15 protein-coding genes and 1 other RNA gene are annotated in these 19,920 nt (G+C 39.1%); 6 read left to right on the forward strand and 10 right to left on the reverse strand.

What is annotated here, in order from left to right:
• Positions 1-33: 33 nt before the first annotated feature.
• From D0T85_RS09065 to D0T85_RS09075, 3 genes are all read right to left on the reverse strand, one after another.
• The gene (locus D0T85_RS09065; RefSeq protein WP_163212428.1) at positions 34-1,212 is read right to left on the reverse strand and encodes an AGE family epimerase/isomerase; all 1,179 of its coding nucleotides are present in this window, start codon (positions 1,210-1,212) and stop codon (positions 34-36) included.
• 139 nt (positions 1,213-1,351) lie between these two features.
• Positions 1,352-2,749, reverse strand: a complete 1,398-nt coding sequence (locus D0T85_RS09070; protein WP_163212430.1) for a sugar porter family MFS transporter — start codon at positions 2,747-2,749, stop codon at positions 1,352-1,354.
• A gap of 2 nt (positions 2,750-2,751) precedes the next feature.
• Positions 2,752-3,831, reverse strand: a complete 1,080-nt coding sequence (locus tag D0T85_RS09075) for a DUF4434 domain-containing protein (protein WP_163212432.1) — start codon at positions 3,829-3,831, stop codon at positions 2,752-2,754.
• 274 nt (positions 3,832-4,105) lie between these two features.
• On the opposite strand from D0T85_RS09075, the gene D0T85_RS09080 reads away from it, so the two are divergent.
• Together D0T85_RS09080 and D0T85_RS09085 are read left to right on the forward strand one after the other, a co-directional pair.
• Positions 4,106-5,311, forward strand: coding sequence for an ROK family transcriptional regulator (locus tag D0T85_RS09080; protein ID WP_163212435.1), 1,206 nt, complete (start codon positions 4,106-4,108; stop codon positions 5,309-5,311).
• Between the two features lie 149 nt (positions 5,312-5,460).
• Positions 5,461-6,021: an RNA polymerase sigma-70 factor gene (locus D0T85_RS09085; protein WP_163212437.1), complete on the forward strand. Its 561-nt coding sequence runs from the start codon at positions 5,461-5,463 to the stop codon at positions 6,019-6,021.
• 391 nt (positions 6,022-6,412) lie between these two features.
• Here D0T85_RS09085 and D0T85_RS09090 read toward each other — a convergent pair whose 3' ends face one another.
• Positions 6,413-8,179, reverse strand: coding sequence for a DUF4091 domain-containing protein (locus tag D0T85_RS09090; RefSeq protein WP_163212439.1), 1,767 nt, complete (start codon positions 8,177-8,179; stop codon positions 6,413-6,415).
• A 129-nt stretch (positions 8,180-8,308) separates the two neighbouring features.
• Here D0T85_RS09090 and D0T85_RS09095 point away from each other — a divergent pair, with 129 nt between their 5' ends.
• Both D0T85_RS09095 and D0T85_RS09100 read left to right on the forward strand, forming a co-directional pair.
• Positions 8,309-8,548: a GlsB/YeaQ/YmgE family stress response membrane protein gene (locus tag D0T85_RS09095; protein ID WP_163212441.1), complete on the forward strand. Its 240-nt coding sequence runs from the start codon at positions 8,309-8,311 to the stop codon at positions 8,546-8,548.
• A gap of 150 nt (positions 8,549-8,698) precedes the next feature.
• Positions 8,699-9,913, forward strand: a complete 1,215-nt coding sequence (locus D0T85_RS09100; protein ID WP_163212443.1) for an FAD-binding oxidoreductase — start codon at positions 8,699-8,701, stop codon at positions 9,911-9,913.
• A gap of 96 nt (positions 9,914-10,009) precedes the next feature.
• Here the strand turns inward: D0T85_RS09100 and D0T85_RS09105 are convergent, their stop codons facing one another.
• The gene (locus tag D0T85_RS09105) at positions 10,010-12,208 is read right to left on the reverse strand and encodes a patatin-like phospholipase family protein (protein ID WP_163212445.1); all 2,199 of its coding nucleotides are present in this window, start codon (positions 12,206-12,208) and stop codon (positions 10,010-10,012) included.
• A gap of 61 nt (positions 12,209-12,269) precedes the next feature.
• Positions 12,270-13,112: a lysophospholipid acyltransferase family protein gene (locus tag D0T85_RS09110; RefSeq protein ID WP_163212447.1), complete on the reverse strand. Its 843-nt coding sequence runs from the start codon at positions 13,110-13,112 to the stop codon at positions 12,270-12,272.
• A 162-nt stretch (positions 13,113-13,274) separates the two neighbouring features.
• Between D0T85_RS09110 and rnpB the strand changes: the two genes are divergently transcribed.
• Positions 13,275-13,632: RNase P RNA component class A (gene rnpB, locus D0T85_RS09115), an RNA gene on the forward strand.
• Positions 13,633-13,736: 104 nt separating this feature from the next.
• Positions 13,737-15,056, forward strand: coding sequence for a YihY/virulence factor BrkB family protein (locus D0T85_RS09120; RefSeq protein ID WP_163212449.1), 1,320 nt, complete (start codon positions 13,737-13,739; stop codon positions 15,054-15,056).
• Between the two features lie 5 nt (positions 15,057-15,061).
• Here the strand turns inward: D0T85_RS09120 and D0T85_RS09125 are convergent, their stop codons facing one another.
• Genes D0T85_RS09125 through D0T85_RS09140 form a run of 4 tightly spaced genes read right to left on the reverse strand, consistent with a single transcriptional unit; the run spans position 15,062 to position 19,917 of the window.
• On the reverse strand, positions 15,062-15,526 hold the full coding sequence (locus D0T85_RS09125) for a hypothetical protein (protein ID WP_163212451.1): 465 nt from the start codon (positions 15,524-15,526) through the stop codon (positions 15,062-15,064).
• A gap of 11 nt (positions 15,527-15,537) precedes the next feature.
• Positions 15,538-16,122, reverse strand: a complete 585-nt coding sequence (locus D0T85_RS09130) for a Panacea domain-containing protein (RefSeq protein WP_163212453.1) — start codon at positions 16,120-16,122, stop codon at positions 15,538-15,540.
• A 46-nt stretch (positions 16,123-16,168) separates the two neighbouring features.
• The gene (locus D0T85_RS09135) at positions 16,169-16,945 is read right to left on the reverse strand and encodes a hypothetical protein (RefSeq protein ID WP_163212455.1); all 777 of its coding nucleotides are present in this window, start codon (positions 16,943-16,945) and stop codon (positions 16,169-16,171) included.
• Between the two features lie 44 nt (positions 16,946-16,989).
• Positions 16,990-19,917 carry a hypothetical protein gene (locus D0T85_RS09140; RefSeq protein ID WP_163212457.1) on the reverse strand — a complete coding sequence of 976 codons (2,928 nt, stop codon included), beginning with the start codon at positions 19,915-19,917 and terminating at the stop codon, positions 16,990-16,992.
• Positions 19,918-19,920 lie beyond the last annotated feature (3 nt).

Here is a 19,920-nt window from a genome sequence, read left to right on the forward strand (position 1 = left end):
TATATGAATAATGTAAGTTAGATCTCTCGTTCTTTAGCTTCTTGCTTTCGCTATTTCTTCTATTGTTTTCCAACACTGATACAACCCGCGTGGAATATGGAAACACCCTTTCCACTTACCACCTTTCAAGGGGAGTAACACTTCGCCTTGGCGGTTCAGATAACCAAACCATTCGGGGTACTGGGGATCTTTAAAATGGCTCCAGGTGTAGTTGTGTACCTTTTCGAACCATTGCAAACAAGCTTCTGAAGAGGTGTGCCGGTATGCTTTCAATAAAGATATCAACGTTTCGATATGCACCCACCACAGTTTTTGATCCCATTCTAATTGTTGTGGAGGGCAACCCAAACGATCTAACATATAGAATATGCCACCATACTCTTTGTCCCAACCATATTCAAGCATTTTAAGGGTGGTGGCGGTGGCTTTTTCAATCAACTCCGGTCTGTTCAAGCGCTCGCCCAAATCCATAATAAACCACATGGCTTCTATGGCATGGCCGGGATTAACAGAACGTCCTTCGAATGTATCCGATAGTTCGCCTTCTACAGTGACGTTTTCAACAACTAATCCACCTAATTCCGGACGACAAAACACATCCATTACTTCGTGAATACAGGTTTCTATAACCTCATTCAGATAGTCTTTGCTCAGGAGGTGTTCTATTTCCAGCGCCAGGTTACAGAGAATCATTGGCAAAGCAAAGTTCTTCAGATTGCGTGTTCCCGGATAAGCTTTATTCCATTTATCCTTAGGATTATCGGCTCTGGATAAAATTATCTCAAAGGTTTTCTTTGCAATATCGGCGTACTCTTTGTTTCCGGTAGCAAGGTTGAGTTGTCCAAAAGCCATAGCTGCAAAGGTGTACGAAAAAATGTTGTAGGGTTCTACCAACGGTTGACCTTCGCGGTTAAGTGAAAAATACCAGTTGTAGTTACCATCGTGCCCATATTTTTTCAGAAACTCGCCTCCCTGAACGGCACAATCCAACCATTCTTTACGCTGTTCTACTTTGTTGTAGAGCATGGAAAACATCCATACTTCACGCCCTTGCATCCAGATAAATTTGTCGGTATCGTACACATTACCTTCTCTGTCCAGACAAGAGAAATATCCCCCCAACTCTTTATCCTGAGAGTGGTTTAACCAAAAGGGAAGAACATTGTTTATTAATTCTTCTTTGTACTGATTTGCTATTAAATTAAAATCCATATGCATATATAATTATTAAGGTCAGTTTGATTTCGAAAAAGGATAAAAATGCCCCGTAAAGAGGTATTTTTCACCTCTTTATATGAATGTTTATAGCATTTAGGAGCGTATCTCTAAAGTCTGGTTGCTTTTATTTAATCTATTCTTTTATCCAGTATTTTTCTATTTCCTCTAAAGATTTTCCAGTAGTTTCGGGAACTAACTTCCAAACAATTAAAATATAAGGTACGCACATTACTGCGAACAGCAAAAATGTTCCGGCTGGAGTAAGATTCTGTAACATCCAGGGAGTTAACTGTCCGATAAGATAGGTACCAATCCAAAGAGCAAAACCGGCAATAGACATGGCCAATCCTCTGATCCGGGTTGGATACATCTCGGAAAGTAGTACCCAGACCACTGCACAGATTGAAACCGCACAACAAAAGATATAGAGCAAGAAAAAAATGAGTAAGAAAATGCTGGGGATACCCACAACATCACCATATATAAAATAAATACCTATTAAAATCAATGTAACAATCATGCCCGACACACCGTAGTAAACAAGTTTTTTACGGCCCACTTTATCAATAATAACCAGTGCCAAAACAGTGGTAAGTACATTTACAAGCCCTACAAGCACCTGATAAAAAAGAGAATCGCCACCAGTAAGACCTGCATTTTCAAATATAGAAGGTCCATAGTAAAGTACGGCGTTCACCCCCATAAACTGACCCAGAATAGCAATACATACACCAATAAGAACGGCTTTGCGAATGCCCGGTTTAAGTAAAAGAGACCATTCCGATTTAACCTCTGTATGTACAGATTGTTGGGTTGCGGCAAGTTGAGCCATTGCTTCGACCGAAGATTGATAAATTCGTTTCAAAATACTTACGGCTTTATCATCCTTACCTTGTAATATCAGCCAGCGGGGACTTTCGGGAATAAAGAATATGATGATAAAGAACAACAAAGCAGGTAATGTTTCCATGCCAAGCATTCCACGCCATACTTCGGATACAAAAATAAGCTGAATCCACTCGTTAGACGATGATCCGCTTTCCGACCATCCAAGTAACTGGTAATTAACCAAGTAAGCACCCAGAAAACCAACAGTAACTGCCAACTGATACAAAGAAACCAACCGGCCCCTGTATTGTGCAACTGCCATTTCCGAAATATACAAGGGAGAAATAATAGATACAATACCAATTCCTACTCCTCCTATAATGCGGTATATAATCAGTTGATTGAAATCTGCCGAAAAAGCACATCCTACTGCAGAAGCAGAAAACAGAATAGCCGATAGTATCATGGTGCGCTTGCGGCCAATCTTATCGCTTAAAATACCGGCAAAAAGAACACCTACTATAGAGCCTATCAGTGCACATCCTACATACCACCCCTGTTGAAGGGCATCTAACTGAAAAAGTTGGGTTACCTGTGCAATGGTTCCGGATATTACAGCCGTATCATACCCAAAAAGGAATCCTCCCAAAGCTGCTACGAGCGATAAGAAAACAAGGTATCCAAAGTTTATTTGTGTTTTCATATTCATTTTATTTCAAAGTATTCCTTATACCTATTATATAAGTGACCAGCTTGCAGGTATGCCGACTGTGGACTCATAAAGTGCGAAAATTCAAAGGTGATGGCTTTATCGTATCCGGCACGTTTAGCTGCTTCTAATTTCATCCGTAATTTATCAAACTTTATAGGTAAAAACCTGATTGGCATATCACGGTCAAAAGATTCGGCGTTGGTCCAGCATTGCATACCATATTTATCAGCCAGTTTTTTATTTACCTCAAAAAAAGCATCCAATTCATTGTAATCAATGTGCCCATCCTGAAAAGCACATGCATCTACTACTCCATGTATGCCATCGAATATTTCATTCCACTCTTCTTCATGTTGCTGAACAGATACAGCATCTTCGCGCGAGAGCTTGTCTGTTCCCATAATTGCTTTTTTACCGTCAATCCAAGGTGAAATAAAAGTAGGAAGTCCGCCCGAAACATCTTTGCACTGTTTGCCCATAGCCCGGAAAGCATCTATAACACCTTTGGTTTTGCGGCTGATTTCGCCACTTATATACCAACCACCAAAGCTTTTATATTTCTCACCGTAACTATGCCAAACTTCATCTATTACATATTTGTTATCCTGTATTTCGTTGGTTAAATCGCCTGTATCCCAATATTTTCCCGAATCGTAGAGACCGAAGTAGAATTTCATTCCATACTTTTCGGCCAATCGTAAATACATATCAACCAAATCTGTTGAAGGCATATAACAACCCTTGCCAAGCAAGTATTTGGATGGATAGGTAATAAACTTACGATAGCCGGAACGAATCATGATTACCGTATCAATCCCAATACGTTTCATGTGTTGAAAATCCAGATCCCATTCTTTTTCGCCCCAATTTTGATGGGGGATATCATGAGATATTTCATCAAGAAAAGTACCAGTAATCATTAATCCATTGTTTTTAGGAACAATAAGTTGGTTTGTATAAGTATTTGTGGTATCTGATGACTCGCTACAGCCCAATAATGCTGGAGTTGCAAGTACAGAGGCTCCTGCCATACTTGCTTTTTTTAGAAAGTCTCTACGTGTATTTGTTTTCATTTATCTTAGAATCAAGATTAACCATTTATAAACTCACGCCACAAATATATGAACATTTTATAAACTACCCAATATTTATTAAAGATTTTATTTAATATGCGATGAAAAAACTTATTTTTAACCTATATCACTCCTATATTAACAGATTTAACCCCATATTTTTCATTGTTTCATTTACTTCGACCAAGCTATTTACAACAAATACAGTAATAAGAAGTCTTAATTGATAAAATTATTAATTATATTTGCGATATTATATTAATTATAAAAGGATATGAACCAGCAATTCTTAAAAGAAATAGAGAAGGGATCTAAAAATGCCTTAATAAAAAAAAGAATTATCAACTACTATATATATAATGGAAGTTCCACGATCCCCGATTTGGCTAAGGAACTCGATTTAAGTATTCCAACCGTAACCAAACTTATCAGTGAAATGTCCGACGATGGATACATTGACGATTATGGTAAATTAGAAACCAGTGGCGGCCGCTATCCTAATTTATATGGATTAAACTCGGGATCGGGATACTTTATCGGAGTAGAAATTAAAAGATATGCCGTTAATATGGGGCTTATTAATTTTAAAGGCGATACAGTAGAACAAAAGATGAACATCCCTTATCTATTTGAAAATTCGATAGAAGGACTGAACGAATTATGCAAAATCATACTTAACTTTATTGATAGCTTAAGCATTAACAAGGAGAAGATACTAAATATTAATGTAAATGTATCGGGACGTGTAAATCCTGAATCGGGCTTTAGTTTCAGTCAGTTTAACTTCGAGGAGCGTCCGTTGGCCGATGTAATGACCGAAAAGATTGGGTACAAAATTACTGTTGAAAACGATACCCGGTCTATGACTTATGGCGAATATATGCAAGGCCAGGTAAAAGGAGAAAAAGATATTCTTTTTGTTAATGTTAGCTGGGGGCTAGGCATTGGAATTATTATTGATGGTAAAGTTTATACCGGAAAATCCGGATTCTCGGGCGAGTTTGGCCATGTAAGCATATACGATAACGAAATTATATGCCACTGCGGCAAAAAAGGATGTTTGGAAACAGAAGCATCGGGCTCGGCATTGCATCGGGTTTTGGTTGAACGGATTCGGAACGGAGAAAGTTCAATCTTATCGAACCAGGTACTGGCAGGAGAAACCATTACACTCGACGATATTATTCAGGCTGTTATAAAAGAGGATATGCTTTGTATTGAAATTGTTGAGGAAATTGGCCAAAAACTGGGTAAGCAAATAGCCGGACTGATAAACATATTCAATCCTGAACTGGTAATTATAGGAGGTACACTTTCGTTAACCGAAGATTACTTGACGCAACCTATTAAATCGGCCGTCCGAAAATACTCGCTCAACCTGGTAAACAAAGATTCGGCCATTGTTACTTCTAAACTAAAAGATCGCGCCGGAATTATAGGAGCTTGCATGCTGGCACGAAGCAGGATGTTCGAGAATTGATTTAAGAATGAAAAGGAGGTAAAGTGAGGTAGAGGTAAAGTACTTTACCTACTTTACCTCACTTTACCTCCTCTACATGAATATTCAGTTTAAAATATAAGTTATTATTCATATATTTGTCGCAAAGTTCTAAAGCCACAAAAGGGTAGATGATTAATGACAACAATAAAATTAGTTTTGAAGAAATATATATCACTTATTTCTCCAGAATGAAAAACTTTGCCCTTGAATATATCTATTCCGAACAGGATTCCGAAAACATTGTTCAGGATGTATTTATGGAATTGTGGGAGAAAAAAGAAGCACTTACCATTCACACTAATCTTATTGCCTATCTTTTTACTGCTACAAAAAACCGTTGCATAGATTTTTTGCGCCATAAAGTTCTAGTGAAAGAAGTTGCCGATAAACTACAGGAAGAACATCTACTGATGCTAAAAATGAATTTTCATTCTCTGGAAGCACTCAATCAGGATATTTTTTATGAAAATAACATTGAAGATATCATAGCCAAAGCTATAGATACTTTGCCCGAGAAATGCAGAGAGATATTTATTAAAAGTAAATTTGAACAAAAAAAGCAGAAAGAAATTGCAGCCGAGCTAAATATAACCATCAATACGGTTGAAACACAAATGGGAATAGCTTACAAAAAACTGAAAGCTGAATTGAAAGAGTACTTTCCTTTATTGGTTTTTCTGTTAGGGTAGTAACAGGAAATATCTATTTGTTCGTTTTTATCCATCCACAAATCATTACTGTTTTTTATGCTGCAAAACGCGATTTCAAAATGCAGCATTTCACACTTTCGAAATGCAGCATTTTGAATGAACGAAATGCAGCATTTCATCAATGCAAAATGCAGCATTTTGAATTTGCACACTAAAACAGGCCTTACAAAGCGTATAACGGGGGTTAATCGGACAACTTTTCGTATTTACTGCTTTTTAGAGGCAATAAAATTACTAAACAAGCGGTTATTTATTGGAAAGATTTTTTAATTATACAAACTGAGTAGTGAGTAGTGAGTTTCCATGCGGCATCGCAACTCATAACTCACTACTCATTACTCAAAACTCATTACTCATTACTCAAAACTCACTACTTGAAACTATTCAGTACCCTTCTACCCTCATTTACCATTTCGGTAGCATTGGTAATAGTCAGGTTTACAGGCATAAACTTACCCACTGCTTTATTAAGCTTATCCAGTTTTGCTTTCTGTCCTTTGGTTGTAAACTCCTCCCGAAGAATACGAATCTTCTCGGCATCCTGAACACCTTCTACCAAACGTTCGAACCGGATACTACTACGATCAGGATAAACGATATATGTATCACCAGCTGCCCAAGTGCGAAAACGGGAATCACGAAGCGGATCTATAGTCCAACTGTTGAATGCCCAACGAAGATAACCATCATAATTACCGGCCATAGCATGCCACATGGTCCATGCTGCTTCGGCAGGAGGCGAGAATGTAAATACATTGGGGAAAGGCTCACTGCAACAAGTATATACAGTAGATACTTTGCCCGCTTTGCGACGTGCAGCAAGCACATCTTCGGGGAAGTTTTCACCATAAGCCAAACACATTTCATGCATCATAGGTTCTACTTCGGGGTAGTAATGTCCCTGTCCGGATACTTTGTAATCAGGATCGGCACGGAAAATCAGGTTGAAGGCATGCTTCATTACATCAGCCCCGCGTTCGTCCATAGAAATGGTTGTTTTGTGAAACCAGCCTTTCTGTTTCAGGTGACGGGCAAAATCTTTCAAGAAACTAAACCAGTAGTCTTCATAAGCAGCTTCACCCGGTTTGGTGTGTACATATCGTATCTGGTTGGATGCCAAATCGTAATAATCGAAATTCAATGCCCATGGAATAAGCGTGAAACAATTTATTTGCTTGTCAATACCCACACTCATCATAAATTCTACCCAAGTGTCGAACACTGTATAATCATACTCCCAGCTACCGTCGAGGTTCTTTTTCTTCATTACCATACTTTCGAAAGCATCCTCTGTTTGCTGATTCCATGGTTTATTCATAATGGTAGCAGTAATAACTTTCTGTCCGGCATTGGCAAGTTGTTTAAACAGCGGACGCATAATATCGAAGTGTTCTTTGCTCCATAAAGTAACATTATACATTCGCGCCACAGCATACGGGCTCTGCCAAAGGTCTAAATGGAAAGCCCAGTCTTTAGGCTGTGGTAAAGTGTGGTTCAATACCTCTATTTCCATTTGCAGATTCATGGGAGAAATACCATCGGCAGTAACAGTAAGTGTACCTTTGTACTTACCCGTAACGGCATCTTGCGGAAGCCACACATTAACCCAAACTGGCTGTGTAACACGTTCCTGCAAATCAATCTTTGTTTGAATATCAAGGATATCGGCCACCATAGACGAATCCCATTCGGCCTTATTAGGGCGATGACCACAGGCACCTTTCTTGTCCTTGTTTAACTCATCGGTCATGATGTTACGCACAAAGTTGGTAGTAACAACCGATGATGGAATTACCCGCGAACCATTCTTGAGGTCGGAAACAGTTACACTAACGTTTTTGAGTTCCTTGTTTGTCCACAAAACAGCCTGTGCATTAACACGTTCGCCTTTCCAGCCACGGGTTGATAACCGATTGCCCGAAACAGCTGTTGGTACACTTAGCTTCTGGTAGCGGGTATCAATATTACCCCATTGCAACTGTACGGCCAACTTTTGTTTATTCCATACTTCTTTGGAATCGTGCGGTTTAGTGTCTGTTAATTCAATGAAATCATCTCCCGGTTTGTAGTTTTGCGCTGTAAGCAACGAAGGGAGACATAAGAAAAAGCCGAAGACGGCAATAAATGTAATCTTCATAGAAATTTGAGTATTTAATTTAAGAGATTTAGTATCGATTACAAACTTAGATAAAAATGTTCGATAAACAAAACCCACATTCTGTTGTTATAGTAAAGTAGATAAATTACAAACTTAAATTATACGATTATGGGTATTTTATGGTCAATTATTATCGGTATTCTGGCAGGTGCCATTGCTGGTTGGATTATGAAGGGTAGTGGTTTTGGAATTATCATCAACCTTATTATTGGTTTAGTTGGTAGTGTACTTGGTGGTTGGATTTATACTTTGTTCGGGCTTTCTACTACCAGTATTCTTGGTTCATTATTAATGTCGGTTGTAGGTGCAATTGCATTACTTTGGATAGTTTCGTTTTTTAAGAAATAGCTGATTATTTGAACACAGAAATAAGGACTTTTCACCACAGAGGACACAGAGGGGCACAGAGGTTTAATTCTCTGCGACATCGCAATTTAATCCTCTGTGTCCTCTGTGTCCTCTGTGGTGAAATCCAATTCGTAACCTAATTTTAAAATCATGGATTTATATTCAGGGCTTCCCTATTGGATTGCTAAAAATCCAATGGAGAACTATTTCAATCCGTTATTAACAGATATCACTACAGATATTGTGATAATCGGTACTGGAATTACCGGCTCATTGGTAGCACATGAGTTGTGTAATGCTGGTATATCGTGTATAATGGTCGACCGGCAGAGTATTTCATCGGGAAGTTCCATTGCCAGTACAGCATTGCTGCAATACGAAATAGATACTCCTTTAACTGAATTAATTGAGAAGATTGGCGAAAAAAATGCCGCGATGGCATACGCCGCTTGCTCAAAATCAGTTGATGATATTGAAAATGTGTTCAAGTCCATAGATTATAATCCCGACTTTGAAAGGGTTCCAAGTGTTTTTTATGCAAGCAACCGGAAGGGAGCAGATCTTATTGAAAAGGAATATGCAATCAGGAAAAAGCTCGACTTACCTGTTAAACTCCTGAACAAAAAAGAGTTGGAAGAGAAGTATGGTATCAAAGCCCGTTGTGCACTCGAAAACAATTCGTCGGCACAAATGGACCCGTATGCAGGGGCTACCCACCTTATTAATTATCATATGGAAAAGCACCAGTTGCAGGTGTACACCCATACTATGGTAGAAAGATGCGAAGAGATTCCTTCTGGTTATTTGCTTGTAACAAACAGAAGTAACATTATTCAATGTAAATATGTTATCATTGCTGCCGGATTTGCAGCCGGCCGTTTCTTACCAGAGAAAGTAATACAACAAACATCGCTAACAGCAACGTATGCTATTATTTCTCAACCGCTAGATCCTAAATATTTATGGCACAACCGTAGCTTAATATGGGAAACTAATAATCCGTACTTATACATCCGTACAAGTAACAACCGCATTATTGTTGGTGGTGAAAATATTGAATTCAAAGACCCTGTATTGCGTGATAAATTGCTTCGACAAAAAGTAAACAGGCTGGAAAAGAAATTCAGAAAACTTTATCCTAACATACCATTTGTTACAGAAATGGCTTGGTGTGGCACTTTTAGTACTTCCAAAAACGAGTTTCCTTTTATTGGAAACCAACCAGGCAAAGAACGTATGTTTTTTGCACTTGGATATGGTGGTAATGGAATTATATTCAGCATGATAGCTGCACAAATAATAAAAAACAAGTTGCTTGGCATTAGCGATGAAAGAGAAAAATTGTTTGTAAAGGAGGTAGAATGAGTTGAGAGTTGAGAGTTGAGAGTTGAGAGTTACGATGCCGCATGGTAACTCTCAACTATCAACTATCAACTCTCAACTATCAACTATCAACTCTACCTAAAACCTATACCCTATATTTAAATAGAACTCTACATTTTTTGTACTATTCGAGAAATTCAACGATGCTTCCAGCGGCCCAAACAAGCTATCGTATCCATAGCCAATACTACCACCGGCCAGTTTTCTTCCATTAAATACATCTCCGACTTTATTATTTGTTAAACCATAATTGAAGTTTGCTATTGCATAATGTTTTTTAAACATTCTTTGTCGCAACCGAAGATTAACTACAAACAACGAATTATCAACTATTTCCATATAGTTAATTCCTATAAATGGAATTTGTTGTGGTACATACCGCCCAGGTGTATCTCCGCCAACAGTATTAAGGTACGAATAAGGAGAATCGTTACCAAACAATACCCTGGCATATCCCGAAGGAATAAATGCTAACCGATTGGTTATTGAAAAAACAGATTTCCACCAAAGACTCACAGCTGTGATAGGAGAATCATCGTTGTAGCTATATAAATTGTCGGTATAAACAGACGCATCAGCCTGCAACGAAGTACCTCGGGTTGGATATACTTTCTTATCCATTGTTTCGTAACGGGCTAAAAAGTAATAGCTAAAAAAGCCTTCGGATTTTATCACCTGATTGTTTTCATTCCTATTATACAGGAAGTTATCGTAATGAAAATACTCATAACGAACCCCTAAGCCAATTTTCAGATCCTGACTAAAAATATTGGAATAGCCAATATCTCCAAGATGATGATGATAGGTAGCGTTATATTTTCTATCACCACGGCTATACATGTTTATATCATTATAATGATAAGCATACGAAAAATTAAAGAATCGCAAAGGGTTAGGCAAAACCATATAATCCAGTCGGGCACCCGACCGTTTACCAAACCTAGCAGTTAATGTGGCTGTGGTAGGTATTTGGGTATTAAAATTATATGTTGCATTTAACAGTATGGCTGCAATTTCTTCGGAGTCGAACCGAATGCCCAAACGAAACAAGTTTACTTGGTTATCTTCCATATAAAATACAAGATTATACCCATCGGAAACCTCATTTAATGTATAACTGATATTAGCATATATCTGTTTGGCATACAATCTTTTTACAGCAGTTTTTAGTTGTTGCATGGTAAGATAACTGTTTTCTGTTAACTTACAAATTTCAAGAAGATGTGACTCGTCCGGATTTTTAATGCCAGTAAAAGTAATATTGTGAATGTGTACCACTGTGGTATCTGTTAGGAAATGATAAGGCACACGCGGTTCAGGAGTATAGTTCTTTCTTACCCCTATCTTTTCTTTAAAATCAATCAGTTCATCCCACTTCTGCCGGGCAGCATATTCGCCCCTGGTCATTAGGGTATCTAGTGCGGGTAAGGTAAAACTGGCTGCATTATATCCCTTAACGTTTACTTTTATATAGAGATCAACATGCTTCATGTTTTCGTTATACTTATCGCGGCTCAACATGTCCGACATTTCGCTTACCATATCAGGAACAGTTGCTAAACTTTTGTTTTCATCAGGATCGTTCTGCACATCAACACCTATCACAAGGTCGGCCCCCATCTTCAATGCTACATCTACAGGGAAATTATTTATTAATCCCCCATCTACCAACACCATACTATCAGTACGTACCGGAGTAAATGCAGCCGGTATGGCCATACTTGCACGCATAGATTCACTAATCTTACCCGAATGAAAAACTACTTCTTTGCCTTTGCGTAAATCTACTGCTACACAAGCAAAAGGAATGGGCAGTTTGTTGAAGTTAATAGAATCATGATACCCAATTGTTAGTTCGTTAAAAAGAACTGCCAGATTCTTTCCTTTTATTATACCATCGGGAATCGCTTCTTTGGGAGTTTCGTTAAAGGGCAATGTAATCACATATTTGGCATCGTCTTCTTTTTCGGTAAACGTTTTAGTACTTCTTTTGGCGGCATCGCTCAGCAAAAAGCTCCAGTCTTGCACCATAATCATACTATCTAATTGGTGTGGAGTATAACCCATTGAATATAAAGCTCCTACAAGAGCACCCATACTGGTACCTGCTACATAATCAATTGGTATACCGGCTTCTTCGATTACTTTTAAAGCTCTTACATGGGCAACTCCTTTGGCACCACCACCACTTAACACAACAGCCACCTTTTTACGCTCTTGCGTATGGGCTGGTAAAGCACAAAGAATTATCAAGATAACAGAGATTATCGTTTTCATTTTTAAGTTTCTGTTTTGGTTTTTAAAATTAGTTATGAACACCTTAGTTATATAACTAATTTTATACGTAATTGTTTAGCCCCGAAAGCTCATACGTTTTTTGATAAAGAAAATCGGCCAACAGTCTATCGTCTTTTATTTCATTTACTTGCTCAACAGATATTGGTTTACCAATATAGATGTCGGCCTTTTTCCCTTGTTTATTAAAAGCTTCGCCGGGAATACGTACAGTGCGGATTCTCCAGTTTACTTTACCCAACCAATAGAAGAAACGAGAGTTGAAGAAATCAAAATAAACCGGATATATAGGAACTTGTGTTTTACGAATCAACCGAATAATGCTAAGTGCCCAAGGTATATCACAAACTGCTTTTTTCTCACTGTTATATGATGAAATACCACCTGCTGGGAAAAATCCCATTGGATGTCCTTCTTTTAAACGGGCAAGTGAGAGCCGAACGCCATTCACATTTTTCAGATTACCTCCTTTTTTCTCTGAATCGGGCTGTACGGATATAAAGTTATCGCCCATTGCTTCTATCATAGCTAACACACCATTTACCATCACCTTAAAATCGGGCCGAAGTTTTGCAAAAACATCAATCAACATAACTCCGTCTAACGAGCCAATAGGATGATTAGAAACCGTTACAAATGCACCAGTGGGTAGTGTATCCAGGATTTCTTTATTGTGTATCTGATATGATGTATCTATTAAGGGATCGCTTAAAAGCGCTGTGGTAAATTCGGCTCCCCGTAAGTGGCACGAATTTGCATAAGCCTGATTTACCTTATCTATAGAAAGCCACGTCATAAGGCGTTTCCCCATAAATGTTCCAAACTTACTTCTAAAGAAAGGAATCATTCGTTGTAAATCGTGAATATCAACAACTGTCTTTTTCATTATAAAAAGTTTTGAATAATGAGTTTTGAGTAATGAGTAATGAGTTTTGAGTAATGAGTTATTGATACACAGTTACTCAAAACTCATTACTCATTACTCAAAACTCATAACTATTACAAATATACGGCTTTCCTCGTATTTTTTTGTAATTTTGCAGTTCAAACAGTTAACCGGTTTGTCGCTTGCATTTATGCAGGAGGAAAGTCCGGGCAACACAGAGCATCCTACTTTTTAACCGAAAGCTATCCGTGAGGGTGGAGTAACGTAGAAGAAAAGAACCGCCTGTTGCAAAACAGGTAAGGGTGAGAAGGTGGGGTAAGAGCCCACCAGTCGCGTGGTGACACGTTGAGCTGTACGTCTTAGGAGTTGTAAGGTCATGTATACCGGCGCTATGAGGGCTGCTCGCCCCATGTTGGAGGGTAGACCGCTAAAGTGATATGGCAACATATCACTCAGATAAATGACAAACGCCTTAATTTTTATTAAGGAACAGAACCCGGCTTATAGGTTAACTGTTTTTTTTAATTAGTAGTTAGTAGATAGTTAGTAGCTGGTAGTTAGTAGCTAGTAATGCGGCATCGTTTTCTACTATCTACTATCTACTAACTACTATCTACTTAAACCATGATTAATAAAATAAAACGATTCTGGAATTTTATTACCGAAGATATCTGGCGGGTTACCGAAGGTGAAGTTACTCAGAACAGATTCTTTTTATATACTGCTTTAAAATCCATATACCTTACTGCCGATAGATTTGCATCAGATAGAATAGGTCAGAGGGCATCGGCCTTGACTTATAGTACACTGCTGGCTATTGTACCTATACTGGCAATTTTATTTGCAATTGCCCGCGGGTTTGGTTTTGAAAATCTGGTAAGAAACCAACTCGACGGATTTATGGGAGGTGTAAACGAGAACACAGGAACCATTCTGCAATTTGTTGATGATTACTTAAAGCAGGCACAAAGCGGAGTATTTGTTGGTATAGGATTGGTTATGTTATTGTGGACGGTACTCAACCTAACCGATAATATTGAAAGTATTTTTAACCACATCTGGCAGGTTAAAAAGCAACGAAGCATGTACCGGAAAATAACAGACTATTTCTCCATGTTTTTGTTACTACCCATTCTTCTGGTGTTATCCGGAGGGGTTTCTATATTTACCAGTACCATATTAAAAGAAATGGAAAGTTATATTCTCCTAGGTTCTTTTATGCGTTTTCTGGTAAAATTAATTCCTTTTATTTTGGTTTGGTTTATGTTTACTGGTTTATACATCTTTATGCCAAATACCAAGGTAAAGTTTATGCCTGCCTTTATTTCGGGCGTTCTTGCGGGTACTATTTTCCAAACATTCCAGTTCCTGTATATCAATGGACAGATATGGGTTACCAAATACAATGCTATATATGGTAGTTTTGCTGCCATTCCTTTATTGCTTTTATGGCTGCAAATGTCGTGGACTATTTGTTTAATTGGTGTAGAGCTAACTTATTCTATTCAAAATGTTCATGCTTACAGCTTTGATAAAGATACCCGGAATATCAGCCGACGGTTTAGAGACTTTATTTCTATCCTTATTATGTCTCTCATTGCCAAACGCTTCGAAAACAACGAGCCACCTTACTCGGCCGAAGTGATATCCGAGCAATACCAGATTCCTATCAGTTTAACCAATCAGGTTCTATTTCAACTACAAGAAATCAACCTTGTTCATGAAGTTATGTCGGACGAAAAAAGTGATGATATAACATATCAGCCTTCCATGGATATCAATAAACTAAATGTGGCTGTTTTACTTGAAAGACTGGACTCTTATGGTTCGGAGGATTTCAAGATTGATACCGAAAATGAGTTTAAAGATGAATGGAAGGTACTGCTTGATATCAGGGATGATTATTATGGCAAGGCTAGTAATGTTTTGCTAAAGGATTTGTAGTAGATTCATACACATAACTCATTCAAAATTTTCTCAAATATTTTTTTGTATCTGATAGGAGTATATTTAGATCTATACATTGAATAAAGAATTTCAATATATTCTTCTTCACTTAAAACGAAGCAAATACGAGGATTATTAAATCCATCAATAAGTTCTTGCTGACTCTTGTTTTGGAAACAATAGTCAAAAGGGATTATTGTTCTTTTTGGAAAAGCAAATGGAATATTACCGGTAGTTTTACCAACTACATGTCCAATATCAAAAACATAAGCAACGATTTCTCCTTTCTCATTTTTAACTTTTCCATGAGTAATGTGCGGGTACTTTGTAATATGATATTGTTGCGATGTAGAGAAACACGCAATAATATCAAGATCAGAACCTCTGTACAAAGAAATTAGATACTTATCTTTCTTAGGTATAGTAAAAAGACAGAAGCCATAAATAACATTTTTAGGACTTAGCATAATCCCAAATATCAAGCTTGATTTAAACTAGCTGTGAACATGATGTTATCCAAAGCTTCAATATATGAATTATACTTTTCTTCATCGTCCTTTATCAAAGAAATCAAATCCAATTTCACGGTAGATTTTCCATTGTCTTTAAAATCCAATCCTTTTTCTGAAACGGTTTTAGACCAAAGGCTTTCTGATTGATGCGTAATTTCAGATAATTGATCGGCTGTAAAGCTACCATATTCATTAATTATTGAATCAATGACTTCCAAATGATATTCTCCAAATAAATCTAATCCTGCATCTAAGTTAAACTCATTTACTGGATAAACATAGTATTTTCCATCCTTAATACTTTTGTGTGCTTTAACATATTTAGAAAACGTTCCATTTTTTATATCATATATTTCAGGAGCCACAGGTCCTTTTTTCCAGGCAAAATAATCTAACCAAGTTAAAGGGTAACCATTTTCCTTGATATAAAGTTCGTCAATAAGAAAAATTATTTTAATTAACTTTCTTAAATTTAGATTGGAGATCTTTGAGCTTATATAAGCTAACAATACTCCTATTTTTTCTTCATTTGCTTCAAATCCTATAGACATAATTACGCATTCAAACTATTTATGGCGCAAAGATACAAAATTTCATCTACATATCCCGCACACACCGCACCGCAAACGCATTCTGCCACTCATGAATCCCTTTAATAACCCTGCTACCATACACTAACATATAATAGCTATACCCGCCACTGTACCCTGAGCCCGACCAAACATAGCCGAACTTACCCACAGCATTGGCCACACCATTGTAATATTTACGGTAACCGCCGGCCGGAAAACGTAAGCCGCCGGCCAACTCCTGCCCTGCCGGTACTTGGTAATACCCATAATGATTGTTTGCCGATCTGCCAGAAGTTACAAGTGTATTGGTAAAGCCACCACCATAGGATACACCGGGCTGCTCGGCCAGCAGCCGGATGTATTCATTGATTGTAGGTAGCCGCCAATTGCCATCTACCCAGCCTTGTGCCGATATGTATTGACAAATATCGCCTGTACCGGCACGGGCATCGAAGCCGGTAATATGGTCTATAGTGTCATTCACAAACGGAATATCTGCCCACTTATAATCGTAAACGCCGGTTGGCGAATAAATAATATGCCCCTGTGGGTATTGCCCGGCGGTATAAGTAGCGTTATTTCCCGAAAGGGCTGCCGGACTGATAGCCACCAACGAACCCCATTGAAACAATACGCCTTGCGAACGGGCAGGGATAGCGGCATTCCCGGCCGGAGTGGTGGCAAAGGTTAGCTTAGTTCCATCCCATACAATGTTGCTGTGGGCAAAGGAGGCGGAAACGGGGAAATCCTGCCCCAGTAGTTGGAGGGGCAGGAAGAGAAAAAAGAATAGTTTTAGTTTCATAGTTGATGCTAAATGGAGTGTTATGCCTATTAAACACAGATTGATTATTCTCGAATACAGCGCACCGGTCGAGCGTGATGCCTGCCTTGGACGATAACAATCATTGGAGCCCCAGAACCATATTGAATATGCGCATAATTTCTTCCTCCCATCGAACTACCACTCACTACATCGAGAGCATGCCCAAAATAGTAAGGTAATCCTCCTACTTCTTTATTATAAAAAGTGCGATATCCTGATGCAGGAACGAACATAGCATACTCTGGATTTTGTTCATTTGCAGCCAACCGTGTACCCGCACCAAACCACACACCAAACGCAGGTTGAGCATAACCGTAATGATTGCTTTCAATGTTAGGGGCGAAAAACCTATAGGAATCCCACGTATACGGTGGTTCGTTAATCGGCTTATACTGTTCTTCGTTTAACAGTTGATGGAGTTCATTCGCAGTAGCCATACGCCAGTTCCAGTTACCTTCTACCCAACCTTTGGAGGAAATATACTGGCAAATATCTCCTTTACCTTCGGATCCACAGAAACCGCTACCATCATAATCAATGAAATCGTTTTCAGCACCGCTGGCATTGCCAAATACACCATCAGTACTATCAACATAAGGAATACTTTCCCAATCGTAAGTGTAAATTCCAGTTGGTGAATATACAATATGTCCGCTTGGGTATTTTTCTGCTGTATAAACTCGTTGTGGGTCTGGGGGATTTTGATCCAAGGGGTCTGGGATATAACTCGATGGTAATCCCGCCGGACTAATAGCCACCAACGACCCCCATTTAAAAAACAACCCTTGTGAGTTAGCTGGGATAGTAGCATTATCGGCTGGAGTAACAGCAAACGTTAGTCTTTGATTTGCCTTGTCCCAAACAACATTACTACGAGCAAAGCGAGCTGCAATAGCGCCTGTTTGTTTAAAAGTTCTGATATCCTGCCAATTGACACCACCATCTATGGAACACTGAATAGTAATATCGCGTTCCAGAACAAATGATTCGGGAATAACTAAACCTGTAGTTTTTACTGTTGTTGGTGTAGCTCCGGCTGCCACAGTGCCACTGGCCAAAATAGTGTTTCCGGTAATAGCACGCACATGTAATAAGGGATGATAACCGGTAACAGTAACAACTGATGTACCGCCGATTCGGGCAGTAACTGCTGTTGCCGAAACTTTAGCAGAATAGCCGGGTTGTGCAAACACAGTTTCCCTCACTACTTTATTATTATTTGTTATCAATATTTTTCTACCAATAGTATTCCAGGTTGTATTGGCAGGGAAGGTTGCTGTTAATGTGTAATCTGCCGGTGTTTCTAAAGCGGGCTCTGCCATATATAGTTCTTCGCCAATATTGGTTTGTAGCCCCCAAGCCATATTGGTATTTACTTTTGCAGTAATTTTTCCACCGTTGTATGGTATGTTCGTTCCGGTACCATTTACATTGATATACTCAATAAAATTAAATGTGGCAACCCTTTTAGGCTTTATGTCTTGGTGCACAGTGAGTTTGGCTTGTAAGCGTCCGGCCTCTAAAAAAATGTGGCCGGTGCGCAATGCGCTTGTTGTGTTTTCGCTTACACGAATGCTTACATCTGTTGGCAGTTCGCCTGCACCATACAGGGTGCCGGTTGTTTTGTTGGTTGTTAACCATCCGGTGTTTGCTGTGGTACCATCGGCTTCGGTAATCTTTGTTATTTTAAATCCGGCCGGCACGTCGGTTTTCACTGTAACAGGTGTTGCATCGGCCTCTTTCCGGAAATTAAATACCATTTCGGGTTGTATGGAAAGGTAATACTGGTTGTCGAAGATAACATTGCCTGCCTGTCCATCGTCCCACTCAACAACGGTGGCAATCATGTTGAACGATTTAGAGTTGAAAGCTTCGTCGGGGGTGTTGTAACCCCTTCCTTTTACACTCAATATGGTCATGCGGTAAAGGTGGTTGCGCAATAAATCGCGGTAATAAGTATCGGTTATTTCTTTTTTAAGAAAATCCAAGCGGTAGTAAGTGGGTTTGGTATCGGCTCCGTAGGTTCCACCCACCACTATGCAAGTGGCTTCGGAGGCTTTATCTTCGGCTTTACCTGTTGCTTCGAACAAATATATGGTACGCTCAAAAGCTGTACGCATGGTTGTAGGCACAGTATACACCAGTGGACTGGTATTGTTAATATTACCCGTTGGCACGGTAGCAGCTTGCACCTTTGCACTGTGTTTCAGGTTGGCAACATCGGGCACAATACGACCTTGGTTCTTGCTATTATATACATACACTTGGTTTAATACAAAGTTTCCGTCGTCTATCACATCCTGACTCAACAATAAATCGAAACGGGCAATTCCCCGTACCAAACTTACGCCCGAAATTTCTTTCACCTGGTCGGTAAGCGTTTCTTTCACTTCGCCCCACATAGGGAAAGGCTTGAATGTTTTCGACGCATCATTTTCGCCTTTATCGTTGTTAGCATTCCACTTGTCCGCATTAGAGCACACCAGCCGGGCCAGCAATTCGTCTTTGTCGGCACCTGGGCCTATGTAGCCCAAAGCAGTCAATTCGTTACGGGCATTGGCCAGCACCACAAAGGTTTGCTCTGTGGTTGCCTTGATAAGCGTTACCGAAAACTGTTTTTTTGCTTTGGTAGGGTTGTCTTCCGTAACATCAATAATAGATCGGCCTTCGGCACTGTAGGCAAACGCCCAGCCCGATGCTTTGGAGCCATCGGCCTTAAAGGCCAATACATCTATTTGCTCTACATAGTTTTCGTCAATCACCGAAATGGCACGGGTAGATGCAGGTGTTGAAGAGGCGGGCATTTGCAGCGAAACTCTTACATCTACCTTCTCGGGCACTATTGGAGTGGGATATTCTGTACTATCGTCTTCTGGTGTGCAGGCAACCAACAGAAAGGCCCACAAAGTGGCCGGTAAAAGTAATCTGGTTTTAATCTTATTCATATTCATAAA

Origin of the sequence: Bacteroides sp. 519 (assembly GCF_010500955.1) — a bacterium.
GTDB lineage: Bacteria > Bacteroidota > Bacteroidia > Bacteroidales > Bacteroidaceae > Bacteroides.

Excerpts from the sequence above, each read along its gene's own strand:
- D0T85_RS09065 (WP_163212428.1), bottom strand. The coding sequence starts at position 1,212 with ATGGATTTTAATTTAATAGCAAATCAGTACAAAGAAGAATTAATAAAC.
- D0T85_RS09070 (WP_163212430.1), bottom strand. The coding sequence starts at position 2,749 with ATGAAAACACAAATAAACTTTGGATACCTTGTTTTCTTATCGCTCGTA.
- D0T85_RS09075 (WP_163212432.1), bottom strand. The coding sequence starts at position 3,831 with ATGAAAACAAATACACGTAGAGACTTTCTAAAAAAAGCAAGTATGGCA.
- D0T85_RS09080 (WP_163212435.1), top strand. The coding sequence starts at position 4,106 with ATGAACCAGCAATTCTTAAAAGAAATAGAGAAGGGATCTAAAAATGCC.
- D0T85_RS09085 (WP_163212437.1), top strand. The coding sequence starts at position 5,461 with ATGATTAATGACAACAATAAAATTAGTTTTGAAGAAATATATATCACT.
- D0T85_RS09090 (WP_163212439.1), bottom strand. The coding sequence starts at position 8,179 with ATGAAGATTACATTTATTGCCGTCTTCGGCTTTTTCTTATGTCTCCCT.
- D0T85_RS09095 (WP_163212441.1), top strand. The coding sequence starts at position 8,309 with ATGGGTATTTTATGGTCAATTATTATCGGTATTCTGGCAGGTGCCATT.
- D0T85_RS09100 (WP_163212443.1), top strand. The coding sequence starts at position 8,699 with ATGGATTTATATTCAGGGCTTCCCTATTGGATTGCTAAAAATCCAATG.
- D0T85_RS09105 (WP_163212445.1), bottom strand. The coding sequence starts at position 12,208 with ATGAAAACGATAATCTCTGTTATCTTGATAATTCTTTGTGCTTTACCA.
- D0T85_RS09110 (WP_163212447.1), bottom strand. The coding sequence starts at position 13,112 with ATGAAAAAGACAGTTGTTGATATTCACGATTTACAACGAATGATTCCT.
- D0T85_RS09120 (WP_163212449.1), top strand. The coding sequence starts at position 13,737 with ATGATTAATAAAATAAAACGATTCTGGAATTTTATTACCGAAGATATC.
- D0T85_RS09125 (WP_163212451.1), bottom strand. The coding sequence starts at position 15,526 with ATGCTAAGTCCTAAAAATGTTATTTATGGCTTCTGTCTTTTTACTATA.
- D0T85_RS09130 (WP_163212453.1), bottom strand. The coding sequence starts at position 16,122 with ATGTCTATAGGATTTGAAGCAAATGAAGAAAAAATAGGAGTATTGTTA.
- D0T85_RS09135 (WP_163212455.1), bottom strand. The coding sequence starts at position 16,945 with ATGAAACTAAAACTATTCTTTTTTCTCTTCCTGCCCCTCCAACTACTG.
- D0T85_RS09140 (WP_163212457.1), bottom strand. The coding sequence starts at position 19,917 with ATGAATATGAATAAGATTAAAACCAGATTACTTTTACCGGCCACTTTG.